Origin of the sequence: Streptomyces sp. NPDC091272 (assembly GCF_044757485.1) — a bacterium.
Classification (GTDB): domain Bacteria; phylum Actinomycetota; class Actinomycetes; order Streptomycetales; family Streptomycetaceae; genus Streptomyces.
Window position 1 is genome coordinate 46761 of the sequence record NZ_JBIVVC010000019.1, and the last position, 20000, is coordinate 66760.

Annotated in this window: 14 protein-coding genes; 5 read left to right on the forward strand and 9 right to left on the reverse strand. The window is 71.5% G+C overall.

Features of this window, described 5'->3' with window-relative positions:
• Positions 1-508: 508 nt before the first annotated feature.
• From ACIQM4_RS33710 to ACIQM4_RS33735, 6 genes are all read right to left on the reverse strand, one after another.
• Complete coding sequence (locus tag ACIQM4_RS33710) at positions 509-2209, reverse strand: carbohydrate-binding module family 20 domain-containing protein (RefSeq protein ID WP_401599253.1); 1701 nt, start codon at positions 2207-2209, stop codon at positions 509-511.
• A 332-nt stretch (positions 2210-2541) separates the two neighbouring features.
• Positions 2542-3597, reverse strand: a complete 1056-nt coding sequence (locus tag ACIQM4_RS33715) for a LacI family DNA-binding transcriptional regulator (RefSeq protein WP_401599304.1) — start codon at positions 3595-3597, stop codon at positions 2542-2544.
• The gene (locus tag ACIQM4_RS33720; RefSeq protein WP_401599255.1) at positions 3582-5249 is read right to left on the reverse strand and encodes a glycoside hydrolase family 13 protein; all 1668 of its coding nucleotides are present in this window, start codon (positions 5247-5249) and stop codon (positions 3582-3584) included. The genes ACIQM4_RS33715 and ACIQM4_RS33720 overlap by 16 nt, the downstream gene beginning before the upstream one ends.
• A 64-nt stretch (positions 5250-5313) precedes the next feature.
• Positions 5314-6171, reverse strand: coding sequence for a sugar ABC transporter permease (locus tag ACIQM4_RS33725; protein ID WP_401599306.1), 858 nt, complete (start codon positions 6169-6171; stop codon positions 5314-5316).
• Between the two features lie 47 nt (positions 6172-6218).
• The gene (locus tag ACIQM4_RS33730; RefSeq protein WP_401599257.1) at positions 6219-7232 is read right to left on the reverse strand and encodes a carbohydrate ABC transporter permease; all 1014 of its coding nucleotides are present in this window, start codon (positions 7230-7232) and stop codon (positions 6219-6221) included.
• Between the two features lie 6 nt (positions 7233-7238).
• Entirely contained in the window at positions 7239-8531 is a 1293-nt protein-coding gene (locus tag ACIQM4_RS33735) for an extracellular solute-binding protein (RefSeq protein ID WP_401599259.1), read from the reverse strand.
• Between the two features lie 302 nt (positions 8532-8833).
• On the opposite strand from ACIQM4_RS33735, the gene ACIQM4_RS33740 reads away from it, so the two are divergent.
• The 4 genes from ACIQM4_RS33740 (at position 8834) to ACIQM4_RS33755 (ending at position 15958) form a co-directional block, all read left to right on the forward strand.
• A complete protein-coding gene (locus ACIQM4_RS33740; protein ID WP_401599261.1) occupies positions 8834-10510 on the forward strand; it encodes a glycoside hydrolase family 13 protein in 1677 nt (558 codons plus the stop codon).
• Between the two features lie 11 nt (positions 10511-10521).
• Positions 10522-11541 carry a LacI family DNA-binding transcriptional regulator gene (locus ACIQM4_RS33745; protein WP_401599263.1) on the forward strand — a complete coding sequence of 340 codons (1020 nt, stop codon included), beginning with the start codon at positions 10522-10524 and terminating at the stop codon, positions 11539-11541.
• Between the two features lie 114 nt (positions 11542-11655).
• Entirely contained in the window at positions 11656-12558 is a 903-nt protein-coding gene (locus ACIQM4_RS33750) for a phosphatase PAP2 family protein (RefSeq protein ID WP_401599265.1), read from the forward strand.
• 409 nt (positions 12559-12967) lie between these two features.
• Entirely contained in the window at positions 12968-15958 is a 2991-nt protein-coding gene (locus tag ACIQM4_RS33755) for a bifunctional [glutamine synthetase] adenylyltransferase/[glutamine synthetase]-adenylyl-L-tyrosine phosphorylase (RefSeq protein ID WP_401599267.1), read from the forward strand.
• Positions 15959-16242: 284 nt separating this feature from the next.
• On the opposite strand, the gene ACIQM4_RS33760 is transcribed toward ACIQM4_RS33755, so the two are convergent.
• The 3 genes from ACIQM4_RS33760 to ACIQM4_RS33770 form a co-directional block, all read right to left on the reverse strand.
• Positions 16243-16758: a DinB family protein gene (locus tag ACIQM4_RS33760; protein WP_401599269.1), complete on the reverse strand. Its 516-nt coding sequence runs from the start codon at positions 16756-16758 to the stop codon at positions 16243-16245.
• A 9-nt stretch (positions 16759-16767) separates the two neighbouring features.
• Positions 16768-17505 (reverse strand): SAM-dependent methyltransferase, encoded by a 738-nt coding sequence (locus tag ACIQM4_RS33765; protein WP_401599271.1) that lies wholly within the window; start codon positions 17503-17505, stop codon positions 16768-16770.
• A gap of 165 nt (positions 17506-17670) precedes the next feature.
• The gene (locus tag ACIQM4_RS33770) at positions 17671-19032 is read right to left on the reverse strand and encodes a glutamine synthetase family protein (RefSeq protein ID WP_401599273.1); all 1362 of its coding nucleotides are present in this window, start codon (positions 19030-19032) and stop codon (positions 17671-17673) included.
• Positions 19033-19536: 504 nt separating this feature from the next.
• On the opposite strand from ACIQM4_RS33770, the gene ACIQM4_RS33775 reads away from it, so the two are divergent.
• A complete protein-coding gene (locus tag ACIQM4_RS33775) occupies positions 19537-19860 on the forward strand; it encodes a hypothetical protein (protein ID WP_401599275.1) in 324 nt (107 codons plus the stop codon).
• Positions 19861-20000: the final 140 nt, after the last annotated feature.

Sequence of the window (20000 nt, forward strand, 5' to 3'; positions counted from 1 at the left end):
GGCGCGGGGAACTGCGCGACCAGCCACGACGCACCCGCACGTCCCGCACCCACGCACAGGGGGCACCTCCCAGGGGCGCGGGGAACTGCGCGACCAGCCACGACGCACCCGCACCTCCCGCACCCACGCCCAGGGGGCACCTCCCAGGGGCGCGGGGAACTGCGCGACCAGCCACGACGCGCCCGCACGAAGGGAACATCGCAAGAGGGGGCACGCGAAAGGGTGCGCTCCGCGCGAGGGGCCGCCCCCTTGCCCACCCGTCCCGCCCCCGGGGGGCGGCCCCGCTGCCCAAGAGGGCTGGGGGTGAGGGTGGGGTGGGAAGAAGGGGCGGCCCCGCTGTCCAAGAGGGCTGGAGGCTGGAGGTGGAAGGCCAGGGGGCTGGGAGTAGGAAGGAGAGGGGGGCGGCCCCGCTGCCCAAGAGGGCTGGGGTAGGCCGGGGCAGGGCCAGGCCCGGGGCAAGGGCCGGCCCCGGGGCAAGGGCCGGGCCGGGGCAAGGGCCCGGGACGGGTCAGTTGCGCCAGGTGTCCGTGAGGAGGACCGTCCCGGAGCCGGGGACCGTTGCCGTGCGGTTTGCGCCGCTCTCCCAAGTGACGTTCCCCCCTGCGTCCTTGCGGACGTACTTGTAGGAGAAGGAAGTCCCGGCCGGCAGGCCCACATCCACCTTCCACACCGGGTACGCGGACGCGTCAAGCTTCGGTGCCAGCGCCGGGTTCCAGTTGCCGAGGGCCGCGTGGTCACCGGTGACGTGGATGTTCTGGCCGGGGGCGGTCACGGCGTGGACGCCGAATGCCGCGCCGCCCGTCGTCCCGCCCGTCCCGCACCCCCGTGCACCGGTGTGCAGCGCCAGCGCCGTCCCCGGCGCGACGGTCGCGGTGAGGCGGCCCGAGCCGTCCACGCGCACCGCCCGGCCGCTCTGCACGTCGCAGTAGTCGCCCGCGGCGAGCCCCGTCTGGAAGGTGCGGGTGAGCGGGGCGCCCTCGTGGTTCAGCGCCACGTACGCCTTGTCGCCGCGCCCGAAGGCGATCTGGCTGCCGCCGTTGTCCCACCACTGGGTGACGCCCTGCCCGCGCGCCGCGTTGCGCAGGCCGACCATGGACGAGATCTCCCGCCAGGAGTGCTGGCACTTCCACCCGTCGGCTCCGCACGCGTCCACCCGGCCGCCGTTGGGCGGGCCTGCGTCCTTGTCGCTCCACTCGTAGCCGGAGTGCACGTCGGGGGCGCCGTACGGCCAGGCCAGCATGAAGACGTTGGCGAGCGTGTAGGCGCTGCCCGCCTTGTAGTTCAGGGTGTCGCCGCCGCGCTCGGTGTCGTGGTTGTCGACGAAGACGGCCGATCTGCCGGACTCCATGAAGCCCCAGCCGGCCCCGAAGTTCTTGAGGTCGGCGAGTCTGCCGCCACCGGTGAAGACCTGCTTGAGGCCGCGCCCGTACCGGAACTCCTGGACGTCGCCCGTGCCGAGGTACTCACTCGGTGAGACCGCCTCGCCGTCCCCGTGGATCGCCTCCTGCTTCCAGTACACGCCGGGATTGCTCAACCTGCTCTTGACGGCGGCGAGATCGGCGGCCGGCATGTGCTTGGCGGCGTCGATCCGGAACCCGTCCACGCCGAGCGAGAGCAGGTCGTTCAGGAAGCCGGCGATCTTCGTGCGGACGTACTCCTCGCCGGTGTCCAGGTCGGCCAGAGTGACGAGTTCGCAGTTCTGGACGTTGGCGCGGTCGCGGTAATTGGTGATCGGGGCGCGGCAGTCGTCCATGTCGGCGCCCGAGTAGAGGCCCGGGTAGTCGTACTTGCGGTACGCCGTGCCGCCCGTCCCGGTGCCGTCGCCCGCCGCGAGGTGGTTGATGACGGAGTCGGCGACGACCTTGACGCCCGCCGCGTGGCAGGTGTCGACCATGTTCTTGAAGGCCGTGCGGTCGCCGAGCCGTCCGGCGATCTTGTAGCTGACGGGCTGGTACGAGGTCCACCACTGACCGCCCTGGATGTGCTCCTGCGGCGGTGAGACCTGGACGAAGCCGTACCCGGCGGGACCGAGGCTGTCGGTGCAGGCGCGGGCGACGGAGGCGAAGTTCCACTCGAAGAGCACGGCGGTGACGTCCCGGTCACCGGTCGGTGCGGCCTCGGCGGTGGAGAGGGGGGCGACGAGGACTGCGGCGCCCGCCATCAGCGCGGCGGACGCCGCGGAGAGGACGGACAGGAGTCTGCGGGCCATGGGGATTCCTCCTGCATGGGGGGAGGTGCGCGGCTCTGAAGGTGCGTGGGAGAGGTGCTGAATGTTCTTGCTGCAAGGTGTCAGCAACTTCTTGCAGAGTGACGGTACGAGCCGCCCTTGAGGAGGTCAATCCCCTGCACAGCACCAGAAGTTGACAGGACCTGACGGTCGAACAGGCAGGTCAGGAAGGTGCGCCGCCGAGCACCCGGTCAAGACCGACCGACGCGGCCCACGCGCCACACCGAGCCGGCACGGTCCACGCGCCACACCGACCGACGCGGCCCACGCACCCCGCAGCTCCCGCCCACACACCGGGCCCGGCCCGGCCGGGCCTATTGCGGGGCCTGGCCGGTGGAACCCCGTACCACCAGTTCCGGCTGGAACACGAACTCCGTCCGGCCCACCGCCACCGCACTGCCCCTGATCTCCTCCAGCAGCGCGCCGACCGCCGCCGTCGCCATCGCCTGCACCGGCTGGCGGACCGTGGTCAGCGGCGGGTCGGTGAAGGGGGTCAGCGGGGAGTCGTCGTAGCCCACCACCGACACGTCCTCCGGGACGCGCAGCCCCCGCTCCCGTGCCGCACGGACCACGCCCAGCGCCATCATGTCGCTGCCGCACACCACACCCGTGCACCCCGCGTCCAGCAGCGACCCGGCCGCCGCCTGGCCGCCCTCCACACTGAACAGGGTGTGCTGGACCAGGCCGGGCGAACCCGTCGCCTCGACGAAGCCCTCGCGCTTGCGGTGCGAGGGGACGTAGCGGACCGGGCCGACCGCCAGACCGACCCTGGTGTGGCCCAGGTCGCGCAGATGGGTCACGGCCATCTGCACGGCAGCCCGGTCGTCCGTCGACACGAAGGGGGCCGAGACCGCCTCGTTGTAGCCGTTGATCAGGACGTACGGGACGCCGCGCGCGCTCAGCGCCGCGTAGCGGGCCGGGTCGGCGGAGAGGTCGGCGTGCAGGCCGGAGAGGAAGACGATGCCGTCGACGCCCCGCTCCACGAGCTGCTCGACCAGTTCGTCCTCGGTGGCGCCGCCCGGGATCTGGGTGCACAGGAGCGGGGTGTAGCCGTGCCCGGCCAGGGTCTGCTCGATGACCTGGGCGAAGGCCGGGAAGATCGGGTTGGTCAGTTCCGGGGTGACCAGACCGACGAGGCCCGCACTGCGCTGCTTCAGCCTTACCGGGCGCTCGTAGCCGAGGACGTCGAGCGCGGCCAGCACCCGTTGCCGGGTGCCGTGCGCGACCCCCGCCTTCGCGTTCAGGACCCGGCTGACCGTCGCCTCGCTGACCTTGGCCTGCGCGGCGATGTGGGAGAGCCTCGGGGCGGCGGGGGCCACGCTCCCGCCTCCGCCGCCCCGGGGCACGGGAAGCGTCACACGGCCCACCAGACGGTGGTGTCGGCCGACAGCTCGAACTCCGTGCCCTCCACCGCGAGTTCGGCGCTGGCCAGCAGCAGGCGCCCCGGCACGGCCAGCCGTACCGGCGCCCCCGTGGTGTTCGCCGTGCAGACGAACCCCTCGCGGGCGAAGGCGAGGACCCCTGCCGGGACGCCGTCCAGCCAGGTCACCCCGGTGCCCGCGCCGAGCCCCGGCTGTGCGCGCCGGACGGCCAGCGCCGAGCGGTACAGCTCCAGCGTGGAGCCCGGGTCACCGGTCTGCGCCTGCACCGAAAGGCCCGCCCACGAGGCGGGCTGCGGCAGCCAGCTGCCGCCCGCGCCGAAGCCGTACGAGGAGCCGGAGGTCGTCCACGGGAGCGGCACGCGGCACCCGTCGCGGAAGCCGTCCTGGCCCGCCGCCCGGAAGAAGGAGGGGTCCTGGCGGACCTCGTCGGGGAGGTCGGTGACGTCCGGGAGGCCGAGCTCCTCGCCCTGGTAGACGTACGCCGAGCCGGGCAGCGCCAGCATCAGCAGGGTCGCGGCGCGGGCGCGGCGCAGGCCGAGCCCGGGGTCCCCCGCGGTGCGGATCTGGGTGCCGAGGCCCGCCGGGTTGGCGAAGCGGGTGGTGTGCCGGGTGACGTCGTGGTTGGAGAGGACCCAGGTGGCGGGGGCGTCCACGGGGCGCATCGCGCCGAGGGAGGTGTCGATCACCTCACGGAGCGCCTCGGCATCCCAATAGGTGCCCAGGTACTGGAAGTTGAAGGCCTGGTGGAGTTCGTCGGGGCGCACGTAGTTCGCGGTGCGCTCGACGGTCGGGGTCCATGCCTCGGCGACGCCGATCCGCTCCCCCGGGTACTCGTCGAGGATCTGCCGCCAGGAGCGGTAGATGGCGTGCACGCCGTCCTGGTCGAAGAAGGGCATCACGTCGTTGCCGAGCAGCTTCAGCTGGTCGTGGGTGCCGAGGTCGGGCAGGCCGGCTGCCTTGACCAGGCCGTGCGCGACGTCGATGCGGAAGCCGTCGACGCCCATGTCGAGCCAGAAGCGCAGGATCGAGCGGAACTCGTCGGCGACGGCCGGGTGTTCCCAGTTGTGGTCGGGCTGCTCGGGCGCGAAGAGGTGCAGGTACCAGTCGCCCGGGGTGCCGTCGGGGTCGGTGGTACGGGTCCAGGCGGGCCCGCCGAAGACGGACTCCCAGTCGTTCGGGGGGAGTTCGCCGTCCATGCCCTTGCCGGGGCGGAAGTGGTAGCGCTCGCGCAGGGCGGAGCCGGGCCCCTCGGCCAGTGCGCGCCTGAACCACTCGTGCCGGTCGGACGAGTGGTTGGGCACCACGTCCGTGATGATCCGCAGGCCCAGCGCGTGCGCGTCCCGGATCAGTCCGTCGGCGTCGAGCAACGTACCGAACATGGGGTCGATGGCCCGGTAGTCGGCGACGTCGTACCCCGCGTCCGCCTGCGGGGAGGCGTAGAACGGGCTCAGCCAGACCGCGTCCACGCCCAGGTCGCGCAGGTACGGCAGACGGCTGCGGACGCCGGCCAGGTCGCCCATGCCGTCGCCGTTGCCGTCGGCGAAGCTGCGCGGGTAGACCTGGTAGATCACCGCGCCGCGCCACCACTGGGTGGCGGTGGCGTCCGTGGCGGGGGCAGGGGCAGCGAGGTGCTGGGTCATGTCGTCCCTGGGGGTGTGGGGTGGGCGTCCGGGTGCGGACGCGGGTACGGGGAGGGGGGCCGGGTCAGCCCTTGGTCGCGCCTGCCGTCATGCCGGCCACCAGGTGGCGTTGCACGAAGACGAAGACGAGCGCGGCCGGGATGGCGATCAGCACCGACGCGGCGGCCATCGGGCCCCACTGGCTGCTGTACTGGTTGACGAACTTCTGGAGTCCGCCCGCGAGGGTCATGTTCTCGTCGCCCACCAGGAAGGCGGAGGCGTACGCGACCTCTCCCCACGCGGTGATGAAGGAGTAGAACGCGGTCACCGCGAGGCCGGGCTTGGCGAGCGGCAGGACGAGCCGCCAGAACGTGCCGAACGGGGTGAGCCCGTCGACCTGCCCCGACTCGTCGAGTTCGCGCGGGATCCCGTCGAAGAAGCCCTTCATCATCCAGGCGCAGAACGGCACCGAGATGGTGAGGTAGGTGATGACCAGGCCCATCGGCTGGTTGAGCAGTCCGAGCTTCGCCATGATGTTGTAGATCGGCACGATCAGCACGGCGACCGGGAACATCTGGGTGATCAGCAGCGTCCACATCAGCCCGCGCTTGCCGGGGAAGCGGAAGCGGCTGACCGCGTAGCCGGTGGTGGCGGAGACGAAGACGCCGATGACGGTCGAGAGCCCGGCGATGAGCAGCGAGTTGCCGAACCAGGTGAGGAACGGGGTGTCGTTGATGAGGTTCGTGTAGTTCTCGAGCGTCGTCTCGCGCACGAAGTCCGTGGTCGTGGCGTACTTCGCCGGTTTGAGCGAGGTCAGCAGGACCCACAGCACCGGGAAGACGGCGACGACCGACGCGACGACGAGCGTGCCGTGCAGTCCGAACGAGGCGAGCGGGGAACGGCGTTCGCGGATCTGGACGTTGGCGCGCTGGCCCGTCACCAGGGTTTCGCCCGTTGTCGGCGTCTTGCCCGTCACCAGGGTTTCGGTGCTCACCAGACTTCTCCCTGCTTGCGGAGGACTCGCCGGTAGACCGCGGCGAAGAGCATCAGGAGTACGAGGATCAGCACGCCCCAGGTGGAGGACTGCGCGAAGTCGCGCGGGCTGATCTCGAAGGAGAACTTGTACGCCTGGGTGACGAGGATCTGCGTCGCCTCGCCGGGACCGCCCCGGGTCAGCAGGAAGATCACCGGGAACATGTTGAAGGTCCAGATGGTGGAGAGCAGGATCACCGTGGTGCTCACCGGGCGCAGGCCGGGCATCGTGATGTTCCGGAAGCGCTGCCAGGCGGTGGCGCCGTCCATCTCGGCGGCCTCGTACAGCTCGCCGGGGATGGACTGCAGGCCGCCGAGGAGGGCGACCATCATGAACGGGATGCCGAGCCAGACGTTCACGGTGATGACCGCGAACTTCGCCCAGGTCGGGTCGTTCAGCCACGGCACCGCGTCGATGCCGCCGCCCGCGAGGATCTTGTTGAGCAGCCCGTTGTCCTGGTTGTAGAGGAAGCGCCAGGCGAAGACGGACACGAAACCGGGGACCGCCCAGGGCAGGACGAGCAGCATCCGGTAGACGCCGCGGCCCGCGATCCTGCGGTTCAGCATGTTGGCGAGGCCCATGCCGAGCGCGAAGGTGACCGAGACGCAGGCGACGGTCCACAGGACCGTCCAGCCGAGGGTGGCGAGGAACTGGCTGCCGGTGAGCGCGTCGACGTAGTTGTCGAGGCCGACGAACTCGTACGTCGCGGGCAGGTGGTTGACGCCGATGGACCGCTCGACGTTGCGCTCGTTGGCGTCGGTCAGCGACAGGTAGACGCCGCGGACCAGCGGGTATCCGATGATGACGCCGATGACGAGCACCACGGGGGCGACCATCGTCCAGGCGTACCAGTGTGTCGAGAGGGCCCGGCGGAGTCCGCCCGGCGGCTTGCCGGCCGCGCGGCTCGGGCCGCGGGCGATGTCCTCGCCCGCGGCCTTCACCAGAGGCCGGCCGGTGTCAGCGGCAGCCATCAGTTGCTACTTCCAACCCTTGAGGAGCTTGCGGTACGACTCGCCGGTGGTCTTCACGCCCGCCTCGGGTGCGCTCTGGCCGGTGAGGACCTTGGTGTACTCGGTGACCAGCGGGGCGAACAGGCTGCCGGTCTCCGGGATCCACGGACGCTCGACGGCCTTCTCGACGACCGGCTTGAAGAAGCCGACGATCTCGTTCTTGGCGACGTCGGGCTGCGCGTAGACCGAGGTGCGGGTCGGGAGCAGGTTGAGCTCCTTGGTGACCTGCGCCTGGACCTCGGGCGAGGACATGTAGTCGACGAACGCGTAGGAGGCGGGGAGGTTCTTGGAGCCCGCGTAGACGCCGAGGTTGTGGCCGCCCTGCGGGGCGCCCTGCTTGACGGAGCCGGCCGGGACCGGGGCGATGCCCAGGTTGGCCTTGTCCTTGAACTGGTCGCCGGAGTAGGTGTCGGCGAGCGCCCAGGGACCGTTGATCATCATGGCGACGTCGCCGGACTTGAAGGCCTTCTGCATGTTGTCGAAGCCGTCGGTGGCGTCCGTCTTGGCGGCGCCCGATGTGACCAGGTCCTTGACGACGTTCATGGCCTTGACGCCGGCCGGGTTGTCGATCGTGACGGTCTTGGAGCCGGCGTCGACCAGGTCGCCGCCCTCGCCGTAGAGGAAGGAGAGGAACCAGTACGCGTCGTCGCCGCGCAGGTACATGCCGGTCTTGCCGGTCTTCTCCTTGATCTTCTTGGCAGCGGCCTTCAGCTCGGGAATCGTCTTGGGGACCTCGACGCCCGCGTCCTTCAGCATCTTCTTGTTGTAGAAGACGCCCATCGAGTCGATGACCTGCGGGACGGCGAAGGTCTGCTCCTTGCCGGACTTGTCCTTGTACTTCGTGGAGGCAGCCGCCTGCGGGAGGAAGTCGCCCGCGTTCTTCAGGGCGGTGGTGCCGTCCAGCGGGGCGAGGTAGCCGAGGTCCGCGAAGTCGGGGGTCCAGGCGACCTCGGAGCGGATCACGTCGGGGGCGCCGGAGCCGGCCTGTGCGGCGTTCTTGAACTTGTTCTGCGCCTCGCCGAAGGGCACGTTGACGTACTTGACGGTGACCTTCGGGTGCTTCTTGGTGAAGTCCTCGGCGATCTTCTTGAAGACCTTGTCCTCGCTGCCCACCGTGGAGGTGTCCCACCAGGTGACCTCGCCGGCCAGTTCCCCGCCGCCCGCGTTGTTGCCCGAGCCGCCGTCACTGTCTCCGCCGCAGGCGGTCGCCGCGAGCGCCAGGGTCGCGACCAGGGCGGTGGCCGCTATGCCACGTCGCATCTGAACTCCTTCAACTGCCGTACCGCTCCGTCGCGGCGCCGGGTCGTGGAGGAACGTAACAAGCCTGAAAGAAGTCCGAAAGAGTTTGCGGGAAATTTCTGCAAGGGGGGTGGATCGTTACGTCGACGTGTCCTGGGGATTGCCGCGGGATCCCTTGCAGGGCAGGCCGGAGCGGCCACGACGGGCAGTTGGGCGACCTGGCTGAGGGATTCGCAAGAACTTGCAAGACTGTTACCAATCGGCGCCACCGGCGTTGAGCCGGTAGTTGCCGACACCGGTGCCGTACGAGAGCGAGCAGCCCCATGAGCCCTGTGAGCCCCCTGTCCCCCGCGGTCTCCCGCACCGACCGCCGACCCGCCGTCCCGCGGTGGTGGCGCGACGCCGTCATCTACCAGGTGTACGTCCGGTCCTTCGCCGACAGCGACGGGGACGGCGTCGGGGACCTGCCCGGCATCCGCGCGCGCCTGCCGTACCTGGCGGGACTGGGCGTGGACGCGGTGTGGCTGACGCCGTTCTACTCCTCGCCGCAGGCGGACGGCGGCTACGACGTGGCCGACTACCGGGCGGTCGACCCGCTCTTCGGCACCCTGGACGACGCCGCCCAACTCATCGCGGCGGCCCACGAGGTGGGGATCCGCGTCATCGTGGACGTGGTCCCCAACCACACCTCCGACGAGCACGCGTGGTTCCGCGCCGCGCTGGCCGGCGGCCCGGAGCGCGACCTCTACCACTTCCGGCAGGGCCGTGGTGAGAACGGTGAACTCCCGCCGAACGACTGGGAGTCGGTCTTCGGCGGCCCCGCCTGGACGCGCACCCGGGACGGCTCCTGGTACCTGCACCTGTTCGCCCCGCAGCAGCCCGACCTCAACTGGGACGCCCCCGCCGTCCACGCCGAGTTCGACTCGATCCTGCGGTTCTGGCTGGACATGGGGGTCGACGGCTTCCGGGTCGATGTCGCGCACGGCATGGTCAAGGCCGCCGGGATGCCGGACATCGGGGCCCGCGAGCAGGCCAAGATGATCGGCACGCAGATCCTCCCGTTCTTCGACCAGGACGAGGTGCACGCCATCCACCGCGAGTGGCGGCGGCTGCTCGACTCGTACGGGGGCCGGCACGGGCGGGAGCGGATCGGCGTCGCCGAGGCGTGGGCGCCGACCCCCGAGCGGCTCGCCCTGTACGTCCGCCCCGACGAACTGCACCAGGCCTTCAACTTCCAGTTCCTCAGCTGTCCTTGGGAGCCCGCCGCGATGCGCCGGGTGATCGACTCCTCGCTCGCGGCCACCGGCTCGGTCGGCGCCCCCACCACCTGGGTGCTGTCCAACCACGACGTGGTACGCCACCTCACGCGCTACGGCGCCGACGACTACGCCGGGGGCCTGCGGCGGGCCCGCGCCGCCGCGCTGCTGATGCTGGCGCTGCCGGGTTCCGTCTACCTCTACCAGGGCGAGGAGCTGGGCCTGCCCGAGGTGCGGGACCTGCCCGACGGGGTCCGCCAGGACCCTTCCTTCTTCCGCACCGACGGCCAGGACGGACTGCGGGACGGCTGCCGCGTACCGATCCCGTGGGACGGCGAGCTGCCGCCGTACGGCTTCGGCAGCGGCGGCAGCTGGCTCCCGCAGCCGGACGACTGGCGGAACCTGACGGTGGCGGCGCAGACCGGCGACGACGGCTCGACCCTGGAGCTCTACCGCAGGGCGCTCGCGGTGCGCCGGGAGCTGCCCGGGCTCGGCGACGGCGAGATGGAGTGGCTGCCGTCGGCGGACGGGGTGCTCGACTTCGTGCGCCCCGGCTTCCGCTGCGTCCTGAACGCAGGCCCCGAACCGGTCGAACTCCCCACCCCCGGACGGCTCCTGGCCACCTCCGCGGACCTGCGCACGGACGGGACGGCCCCCCACGGGGACCTCGGTGCGGACGGCCCTACGACCACCCTTCCCGCCGATACCTGCACTTGGTGGGCAATCGGACGGACCGCCCGGTAAGGTCGCCTTCCATGACCGCACGGCTAGCCGACATCGCAGCCCAGGCGGGGGTCAGCGAAGCGACGGTCAGCCGGGTCCTGAACGGCAAGCCGGGTGTTGCCTCGGCCACCCGCGAATCCGTACTCGCCGCACTCGACGTCCTCGGGTACGAGCGGCCCGTCCGGCTGCGCCGGCTCAGTGCGGGTCTCGTCGGGCTGATAACCCCCGAGCTGGAGAACCCGATCTTTCCCGCGCTGGCCCAGGTGATAGGGCAGGCGCTGACCCGCCAGGGCTACACCCCGGTGCTCGCCACCCAGACCCCGGGCGGCTCCACCGAGGACGAGCTGACCGAGATGCTCGTCGCCCGCGGCGTGAGCGGCATCATCTTCGTCTCCGGGTTGCACGCCGACACCACGGCCGACATGCAGCGGTACGAGCAGCTGCGTGCGCAGGGTGTCCCCTTCGTGCTCGTGGACGGGTTCTCGGCGAAGGTGCAGGCCCCGTTCATCTCGCCGGACGACCGGGCCGCGATGCGGCTCGCGGTGACGCACCTGGCGGCGCTCGGGCACACCAGGATCGGCCTCGCGGTCGGACCCAGGCGGTTCGTGCCCGTACTGCGCAAGATCGAGGGCTTCCGCAGCAGCATGCAGGAGCGGCTCGGCCTCCTCCCGGAGGAGGCCGACGAGCTGGTCCAGCACTCCCTCTACACCCTGGAGGGCGGGCAGGCGGCGGCCTCGGCGCTCATCGAGCGGGGCTGCACGGCGGTGGTGTGCGCGAGCGACATGATGGCGCTCGGCGCGATAAGGGCCGCGCGCCGGCTCGGTCTCGAGGTGCCGCGTGACGTCTCCGTGGTCGGCTTCGACGACTCCCCGCTCATAGCGTTCACCGACCCGCCGCTGACCACCATCCGCAAGCCGGTGACGGCGATGGGGCAGGCCGCGGTCCGCGCGCTGCTGGAGGAGGTCGGCGGGACTCCGGCCCCGCACAGCGAATTCGTCTTCATGCCCGAGCTTGTCGTGCGCGGGTCAACCGCATCCGGGCCCCGTCCCTGAGCCGTGCCCGGGGTCAACCGCCCGCGGACCTCGTCCTTGAGTCGTACGCGGGGCGGGCCGGAACCCACCGGAGGATGATCGGTGGGCAACGGTGATCTGGCAGACTCATCTCCCATGGGTGAATCGACCACGAGAACCGAGGCAGGCCGGGCGACCGGCCGGAAAGCCACCATCCCGTCACCCAAGGTGAGCGAGGACGGTGTCGCGGAGGACCGCGGCACCCGTCGAACGGCAGGTGCGGTCGTCGACCGCATCCGGTCCCCCCGCCGCCCCCGCATCTGGTTCGAGCTCCTGCTGATCGTGGTCAGTTACTGGATCTACTCGATGATCCGCAACGCCGTCCCCGAGCAGAAGGCGAAGGCGCTCGCCAACGCCGACTGGATCTGGAAGGTCGAGAACGACCTGGGCATCGCCGTCGAGAAGTCCGTCAACCACGCCATCGACTCGGTGACGTGGCTGATCGTTTCGATGAACTACTACTACGCGACGCTGCACTTCATCGTCACGATCGGCGTGCTGGTCTGGCTCTACCGGTGGCAGCCGGGACGGTACGCCGCCGCGCGGACCATCCTCTTCGCGACCACGGGCGTGGCCCTGGTCGGTTACTACCTGTATCCGCTCGCACCGCCCCGGCTGATGAACGGCGGCGGATTCGTGGACACGGTACTGATCCACCACACCTGGGGATCGATGGCCTCGGGCGACCTGAAGCACATGTCGAACCAGTACGCGGCGATGCCCTCGATGCACATCGGGTGGTCGACCTGGTGCGGCCTGACGATATTCTTCCTGGCGTCGGCGCCGTGGGCCCGCGTCCTGGGGCTGCTGTACCCGACCCTCACGCTGGTCGTGATTGTCGCCACCGCGAACCACTTCTGGCTGGACGCGGTGGGCGGGGTGCTGTGCCTTTCCTTCGGGTACGCGGTCGCCTACGCGTGGTACGGGTCGCTGCCGCACCGGCTCCCGAAGGTGGTCTCGGGGGCGGGCCCCCACCGCCTGCTGCCGGCTCGGGCGTAGGCCCTGCAGCCTGCTGCCGGCTCGGGCGTAGGGCCTGGCCCTACAGCCTGCTGCCAGCTCGGGCGTAGGCCCCTGCCCTGCGGGGAGCGGTCTCCGTGCGGGCACGTCGTGGCTGATCGCGCAGTTCCCCGCGCCCCTAACTGCCTGCCCCCTCCCCCTCAGCCCCCTTGGGGCAGCGGGGCCGCCCCCCTTTCCCCTCCCCACCCCCAGCCCCCTTGGGCAGCGGGGCCGCCCCCCGGGGGCGGAACGGGTGGGCAAGGGGGCGGCCCCTCACGCGGAGCGCAACCCCGCCCGACCGCATCCCGCCCGGCCCGGCCCCGCCCAGCCGCATGCCCCCACCCCCGCCCCACCGCATAGGCTCGCCCCGACACCCTCACCGCCAGCGCCAAGCGAAAAGGCAGGGACGACCATGACCGCGCCGGGACGCCGCAGCAGTACCTTCACGCGCCTCATCCGGCACGGATTCACCGACCCGACCGCCTCCGAGCGCCTGCTCGACGACGACTCGCTGGCCCCCGTGCGCCACGACCCCGTGCTCCTCGACGCCCTCGGCGCGACCGCCGACCCCGACCTCGCGCTGCGCAGCCTCGTACGGCTCGCGGAGGCCCAGTCGGACGACGAGAGCCGGCACGAGTTCCTCCGTACCCTCGTCGCCGCCAAACCCCTGCGGGACCGCCTACTCGGCGTCCTCGGCACCTCCGAGGCCCTCGCCGACCACCTCGCCCGCCACCCCTCCGACTGGCACGTGCTCTACACCTACGAGGCGACGGACCTCCACCCCGGGGTCGCGGAGTTCGAGAGCGGGCTCGCCGCGGCGGACGACCCGGACGCACTGCGGGTGGCCTACCGCCGGTGCCTGCTGACGATAGCGGCGCGTGACGTGTGCGGGACGACGGACGTCGCGGAGACCGCGGCGGAGCTCGCCGACCTCGCGACGGCGACCCTCAGGGCCGCCCTCGCGATCGCCCGCACCGCCGCACCCGAGGACGCCGCGATGTGCCGTGTCGCCGTGATCGCGATGGGAAAGTGCGGCGGTCACGAGCTGAACTACGTCTCCGACGTGGACGTGATCTTCGTCGGCGAGGCCGTGGACGGCGTGGACGAGGACAAGGCGATGCGCGCCGCGACCCGTCTCGCCTCGCACCTCATGCGGATCTGCTCGGACACCACCGTCGAGGGCACCATCTGGCCGGTCGACGCCAACCTGCGCCCCGAGGGCCGCAACGGCCCGCTGGTCCGTACCCTCTCCAGCCATGTCGCGTACTACCAGCGCTGGGCGAAGACCTGGGAGTTCCAGGCGCTGCTCAAGGCCCGTCCGGTCGCCGGTGACCGCGCCCTGGGCGACGAGTACGTCAGGGCGGTGTCGCCGATGGTCTGGCAGGCCGCCGAGCGGGAGAACTTCGTGCCCGACGTGCAGAAGATGCGCCGCCGGGTCGTCGACAACATTCCGGCCGGACAGGCCGAACGGGAGATCAAGCTCGGCCCCGGCGGGCTGCGCGACGTCGAGTTCGCCGTACAGCTGCTGCAACTGGTGCACGGCCGCAGCGACGCCTCCCTGCACAGCGGCTCGACGCTGGAGGCCTTGGAGGCGCTGGCCGCCGGCGGGTACGTGGGACGGGCGGACGCGGCCCAGCTGGACGCCGCGTACCGCTTCCTGCGGCAGCTGGAGCACCGCATCCAGCTGTACCGGCTGCGCCGCACGCACCTCGTCCCCGAGGACGAGGCGGACCTGCGGCGGCTGGGGCGTTCGCTGGGGCTGCGCGGCGAGCCGGTCACCGAGCTCCAGCAGGTCTGGCGGCGGCACGCGGCCGTGGTGCGCCGGCTGCACGAGAAGCTGTTCTACCGGCCGCTGCTGGACGCGGTCGCCGGGCTGGCACCCGGCGAGACCCGGCTGAGCCCGCGGGCCGCGGGCCAGCGGCTCCAGGCGCTCGGCTACGCGGACCCGGCCGGCGCGCTGCGCCATCTCGAAGCGCTCTCCTCCGGCGTCACCCGCAAGGCCGCCATCCAGCGCACCCTGCTGCCGGTGCTGCTCGGCTGGTTCGCGGACTCAGCCGACCCGGACGCGGGCCTGCTGGGCTTCCGCAAGGTCTCGGACGCGCTCGGCAAGACCCCCTGGTACCTGCGGCTGCTGCGCGACGAGGGCGCCGCGGCGGAGAACCTGGCCCGGGTCCTCTCGGCGGGCCGGCTCGCCCCCGACCTGCTGCTGCGCGCCCCCGAGGCGGTCGCCATCCTAGGCGACCCCAAGGGGCTGGCCCCGCGCACCCGCGACCACCTGGAGCAGGAGGTACTGGCCGCGGTGGGCCGCGCGGCCGGCGCGGAGGCGGCCGTCGCCGTCGCCCGCGGCGTGCGCCGCCGCGAACTCTTCCGCACCACCGCCGCCGACATCATCGGCTCGTACGGTACGGAGGACAGTCCCGCCGAGCCCGATCCGGGCGCGCTCGTCGACCGGGTGGGCTGCGCGGTGACCGCCCTCAACGCGGCGACGCTGGCGGGCGCGCTGCGGGCGGCGGTGCGCGCGCAATGGGGCGACGAACTCCCCACCCGGTTCGCGGTCATCGGCATGGGCCGCTTCGGCGGCCACGAACTGGGCTACGGCTCGGACGCCGACGTCCTGTTCGTCCACGAGCCGCGCGAGGGCGTGTCCGAGCAGGAAGCCGCGCAGGCCGCCGTCAAGGTGGTCACCGAGATGCGAAGGCTCCTCCAACTTCCCACCGCGGACCCGCCGTTGCTGATCGACGCGGATCTGCGCCCGGAGGGCAAGAGCGGCCCGCTGGTGCGCTCCTTGAAGTCGTACGAGGCCTACTACCGGCGCTGGTCGCTGGTCTGGGAGAGCCAGGCCCTGCTGCGCGCCGACCCGATGGCGGGCGACGCGGACCTGGGCCGGCGCTTCATCGAGATGATCGACCCGCTGCGCTACCCGGTGGAGGGGCTCGGCGAGGACTCGGTCCGTGAGATCCGCCGGCTGAAGGCCCGCATGGAGTCCGAACGGATGCCGCGCGGCGCCGACCCGACCCTGCACACGAAGCTGGGCCGCGGCGGCCTGAGCGACGTCGAGTGGACGGTCCAGCTGATGCAGATGCAGCACGGCTGGACGGAGCCGGGGCTGCGCACCCCGCGCACCAGGGAAGCCCTGGCGGCGGGGCACGCGGCGGGCCTGATCCCGGCCGAGGAGGCGCAGATCCTCGACGAGGCGTGGGTACTGGCGACCCGGGTGCGCAACGGGGTGATGCTGGTACGGGGCCGCGCCGGGGACACGTTCCCCTCGGACGGCCGCGAGCTGGTCGCCATGAGCCGCTACCTGGGTTACGAGAGCGGCCACGTCGGCGACATGCTGGACGACTACCGGAGGATCACACGCCGCGCGCGGGCGGTGATGGAGGACAGGTTCTACGGGGGGTGACGGGCCCTTTCCCCGGTGCGAGCGTCACGCGGGGCAGCCGTGCGGGGCCGGGGGCGGGGCCCCGGGGTGGGCAGCGGTTCCGGGTGTGCCGACGCCCCTGGGGGCCCGGGCCCCGGGTGGGCCGAGGCCCCTGGGTGAGCTCGGGTCCCGGGTGTGCCGACGCCCCTGGGTGAGCCCGGGCCCCGGGTGGACCGACGCCCCTGGGTGAGCCCGGGCCCCGAGTGGACCGACGCCCCTGGGTGAGCCCGGGCCCCGGGTGTGCCGAGGCCCCGTGCCCCGGCTGCCTACGCCCCCACCACCCCGTCCACCCCCTCCCGCAAGAAGTCCGCGTGCCCGTTGTGCCGTGCGTACTCGTGGATCAGGTGCAGCATCACCCACCGCAGCGACACGTCCTCGCCCCATCGCGCGAAGTGGCCGTGCACGTCCAGTGACGGGGCTTCGCGCTCGATCCGCCGGGCGTGTGCCATCTCCGCCTCCCAGGCCGTGAACACCTCGGCACGCGTGGACCTGCCCGGCTCGTACGCCTCCTGGTAGTCGCCCTTGTCGGACCAGAGGAAGGGGATGTCCTTCTCCTGGTTGACGACGCGGCGGAACCAGGTCCGCTCGACCTCTGCCATGTGCCGCACGAGACCCATCAGCGACAACGTCGACGGCGGCATCGACTTCTGCCGTAGTTCCTCGTCGCTCAGCCCCTCGCACTTCCTGGCGAGCGTGGCACGGTGGAAGTCGAGGTAGTCGCGCAGCGTCTCACGCTCGTTGCCGAGCTTGGGCGGGGCGGGACGGTCGTCACCTGTGTTCATGGCGGCGGGTCAGCCTTTCGCCGGTCGCAGGACGAGGGTGTGGAAGCCGAAGCTGTCGCGGTAGCAGCGCAGCCATTCGGTGCGGTGGGCGGCGGAGGCTTCGAGGGCCGCGGCGCTGTCGGGGTCGTCCGGGTGGTCGAGGGCCCACTCGGCGAGGGAACCCGTCCAGGACCACTCGTAGTCGTCGAGTTCGTGGCGCGTGCTGAGGTGGCCGTGGACCGGGACCCAGCCGTCGGCGGTGATGTTCTCCAGCGTCGTCGCCAGGTCCTCGTACTCTCCGAGCATCCGAACCGCCTCTGCGCTCGGCCCACAGCGCCAGTACGCGTCGCCGACCAGGACGCTGCCGCCGGGCGCGAGGTGCTCGCGGGCGGCGGCGAGGGTGGCGAGGAGCCCGCCGAAGGCGTGGCTGGCGCCGACGCTGAGGACCACGTCGAAGGGACCCTGGAGGGTGGCGGTGGCGGCGTCCCCCGCATGCAGTTCGAGCCGGCCCCCCACTCCGCGCGCGGCGGCCTGCGCCCGTGCCTCCTCCAGCGCGTTCGCCGCGGTGTCGACGCCGACCGCGGTCGCCCCGGGGTACGCCTCCAGTGCCCTGATCAGCCATTCCGCCTGCCCGCAGCCGAGATCGAGCAGTCGTGCGTCGTCCCGCGTGACGGCCCGGCCGATGAGCCGGCGTACCGCCTCGTCGTCGAGCGGAGCGGCGATCGGATGATGCAGGTGCGCCAGTTGGGACCTACGTGATCTGTCCATCCGGACAGCGTCCCAGCGACGCCCCGCTCCCGCACCCACTTTTCACACGTCGCACGCGGAACTCCGCGAACGGTCTCCGCGAACGTCCTCCGCGAACAGCGGTGGGGCCCGCGGCCGACGGCCGCGGGCCCCACTCGCCCCCCGTTGCGGCGGAGAGCGTCCCGCCTACAGCACCGGCAGGTTTTTCCGCAGCTCGAACGCGGTGACCTCGCTGCGGTACTCCTCCCACTCCTGCTTCTTGTTGCGCAAAAAGAAGTCGAAGACGTGCTCGCCGAGGGTCTCGGCGACGAGTTCGCTGCGTTCCATCAGCGCGATGGCCTCGCCGAGGTTCTGCGGGAGGGGCTCGATGCCCATGGCGCGGCGCTCGGAGTCGGAGAGCGCCCAGACGTCGTCGTCGGCGCCCGGCGGCAGTTCGTAACCCTCCTCGATGCCCTTGAGTCCGGCGGCGAGCAGGACCGCGTAGGTGAGGTACGGGTTGGCGCCTGAGTCGATCGAGCGGACCTCGACCCGGGACGAGCCGGTCTTGCCGGGCTTGTACATCGGGACGCGGATCAGCGCGGAGCGGTTGTTGTGGCCCCAGCAGATGTACGAGGGGGCCTCGCCGCCGGAGCCCGCGGTGCGGGCCGAGCCGCCCCAGATGCGCTTGTAGGAGTTGACCCACTGGTTGGTGACGGCGGAGATCTCGGCGGCGTGCTTGAGAAGTCCCGCGATGAAGGAGCGGCCGACCTTGGAGAGCTGGTACTCGGCGCCTGACTCGTAGAAGGCGTTGCGGTCACCCTCGAAGAGGGAGAGGTGGGTGTGCATGCCCGAGCCGGGGAACTCCGAGAACGGCTTGGGCATGAAGGTCGCCTGCACGCCCTGCTCAAGCGCCACCTGCTTCATGACCAGGCGGAAGGTCATGATGTTGTCCGCCGTCGAGAGCGCGTCGGCGTAACGGAGGTCGATCTCCTGCTGGCCGGGGGCGCCCTCGTGGTGGCTGAACTCCACCGAGATGCCCATCGATTCGAGCATGGTGATCGCCTGGCGGCGGAAGTCCATGCCGACGTTCTGCGGGGTGTGGTCGAAGTAGCCGGAGTTGTCGGCGGGGACCGGCTTCGAGCCGTCCAGCGGCTTGTCCTTGAGCAGGAAGAACTCGATCTCGGGGTGGGTGTAGAAGGTGAAGCCGAGATCCGAGGTCTTGTTCAGGATGCGCTTGAGGACGTAGCGCGGGTCCGCGAAGGACGGCGAGCCGTCCGGCATCAGGATGTCGCAGAACATCCGGGCGGTGCCGGGGGCCTCCGCGCGCCAGGGCAGGATCTGGAAGGTGCTCGGGTCCGGCTTGGCGATCATGTCGGACTCGTAGACCCGGGCGAAGCCCTCGATCGCCGAACCGTCGAAGCCGATGCCCTCGTCGAAGGCCTGCTCCAGCTCGGCGGGGGCCACCGCGACCGACTTCAGGAAGCCGAGCACATCGGTGAACCACAGGCGTACGAAGCGGATGTCCCGCTCCTCCAGGGTACGGAGCACGAATTCCTGCTGCTTGTCCATTTCCACTTCCTTCTTGCTGGTCAGGCCGCCTGCTCCCACGCCTCGGAACACACTGGGGCTCCCCAGCATCCCACCACACGGTTTCGGGCAGGTTGCGGACCACCCCGGATCACGTGATCACCGCGGTGGACGGCTCGTCGCGCGGACCGCGTGGACCGTGCGGAGCAACACTGCCACCAGGGCCGCCGGGGGCCGGCGAGTCCGTAGGACCCCAGCGTCTCACCGATCATCGGGCCGCCCTGCATGTACACGATCCTCGGGACGGGTCGGACGGCCGGGCGTGGCGCGGGCTGCGGGACTGGTCTGGTGGGTCTGCCGGGGCTGCGAGGGCTGCCGGGCCGGCCGGGGCCGCGGGTGCAGATTCTGTTGCGGTCGTGTCCGGTTCACTGGTGACGTACGGCGAGGGGGCCGTTACGATCGCCCCTCATGGGAGGCTCGCGGCACTTGCGCACCAGGGGCAACACCGCGCGGTTCAGGCGGAGTGTGGCTCTGCTCAGGCGGAGTGTGGCTCTGCTGTGTGCCGCCGCAGCTCTCTTCGGCGCGCTGCTGGCCTGCCTCGGCCCCGCCAGGTCTGTCGAGAACGCCGGTGCCCACGCGGCCCCTTCCCCTGCGAGCACGTACAACTGCCCCTACGATCAGGGCGATTGTGGCGCCTTTCCGCACCTCTCGCCGGCCGTACTGACCGCGGCCCCGCCGGACGCGCCGCCGAGCGCCGCCGCACTGCCGGTGCGGCACGGGGGCGAGGGCACGGCCGCCAAGTCGCCACGCGGGGACGGAACATGGGCGCGGGCGCCGGGGGCGCACGTGCTGATGGTGCTGCGGAGGTAGGAGCGGACGCCTGGCGCACCGCGCGAGGCAGACGCCTGGCGCACCGCGCGACCGGGCTTCCACAGCTCTGCACGCTCCGCGTAACTCACCTCCCCCGTAAGGATGTTCCTCGTGTCCGTCACCACCTCCCGCAAGGCCCG

Bases quoted from the DNA above. Each gene is read 5' to 3' on its own strand.
- ACIQM4_RS33710 (WP_401599253.1), bottom strand. From the start codon at position 2,209: ATGGCCCGCAGACTCCTGTCCGTCCTCTCCGCGGCGTCCGCCGCGCTG.
- ACIQM4_RS33720 (WP_401599255.1), bottom strand. From the start codon at position 5,249: ATGACCCAGCACCTCGCTGCCCCTGCCCCCGCCACGGACGCCACCGCC.
- ACIQM4_RS33730 (WP_401599257.1), bottom strand. From the start codon at position 7,232: ATGGCTGCCGCTGACACCGGCCGGCCTCTGGTGAAGGCCGCGGGCGAG.
- ACIQM4_RS33735 (WP_401599259.1), bottom strand. From the start codon at position 8,531: ATGCGACGTGGCATAGCGGCCACCGCCCTGGTCGCGACCCTGGCGCTC.
- ACIQM4_RS33740 (WP_401599261.1), top strand. From the start codon at position 8,834: ATGAGCCCTGTGAGCCCCCTGTCCCCCGCGGTCTCCCGCACCGACCGC.
- ACIQM4_RS33745 (WP_401599263.1), top strand. From the start codon at position 10,522: ATGACCGCACGGCTAGCCGACATCGCAGCCCAGGCGGGGGTCAGCGAA.
- ACIQM4_RS33750 (WP_401599265.1), top strand. From the start codon at position 11,656: ATGGGTGAATCGACCACGAGAACCGAGGCAGGCCGGGCGACCGGCCGG.
- ACIQM4_RS33755 (WP_401599267.1), top strand. From the start codon at position 12,968: ATGACCGCGCCGGGACGCCGCAGCAGTACCTTCACGCGCCTCATCCGG.
- ACIQM4_RS33760 (WP_401599269.1), bottom strand. From the start codon at position 16,758: ATGAACACAGGTGACGACCGTCCCGCCCCGCCCAAGCTCGGCAACGAG.
- ACIQM4_RS33765 (WP_401599271.1), bottom strand. From the start codon at position 17,505: ATGGACAGATCACGTAGGTCCCAACTGGCGCACCTGCATCATCCGATC.
- ACIQM4_RS33770 (WP_401599273.1), bottom strand. From the start codon at position 19,032: ATGGACAAGCAGCAGGAATTCGTGCTCCGTACCCTGGAGGAGCGGGAC.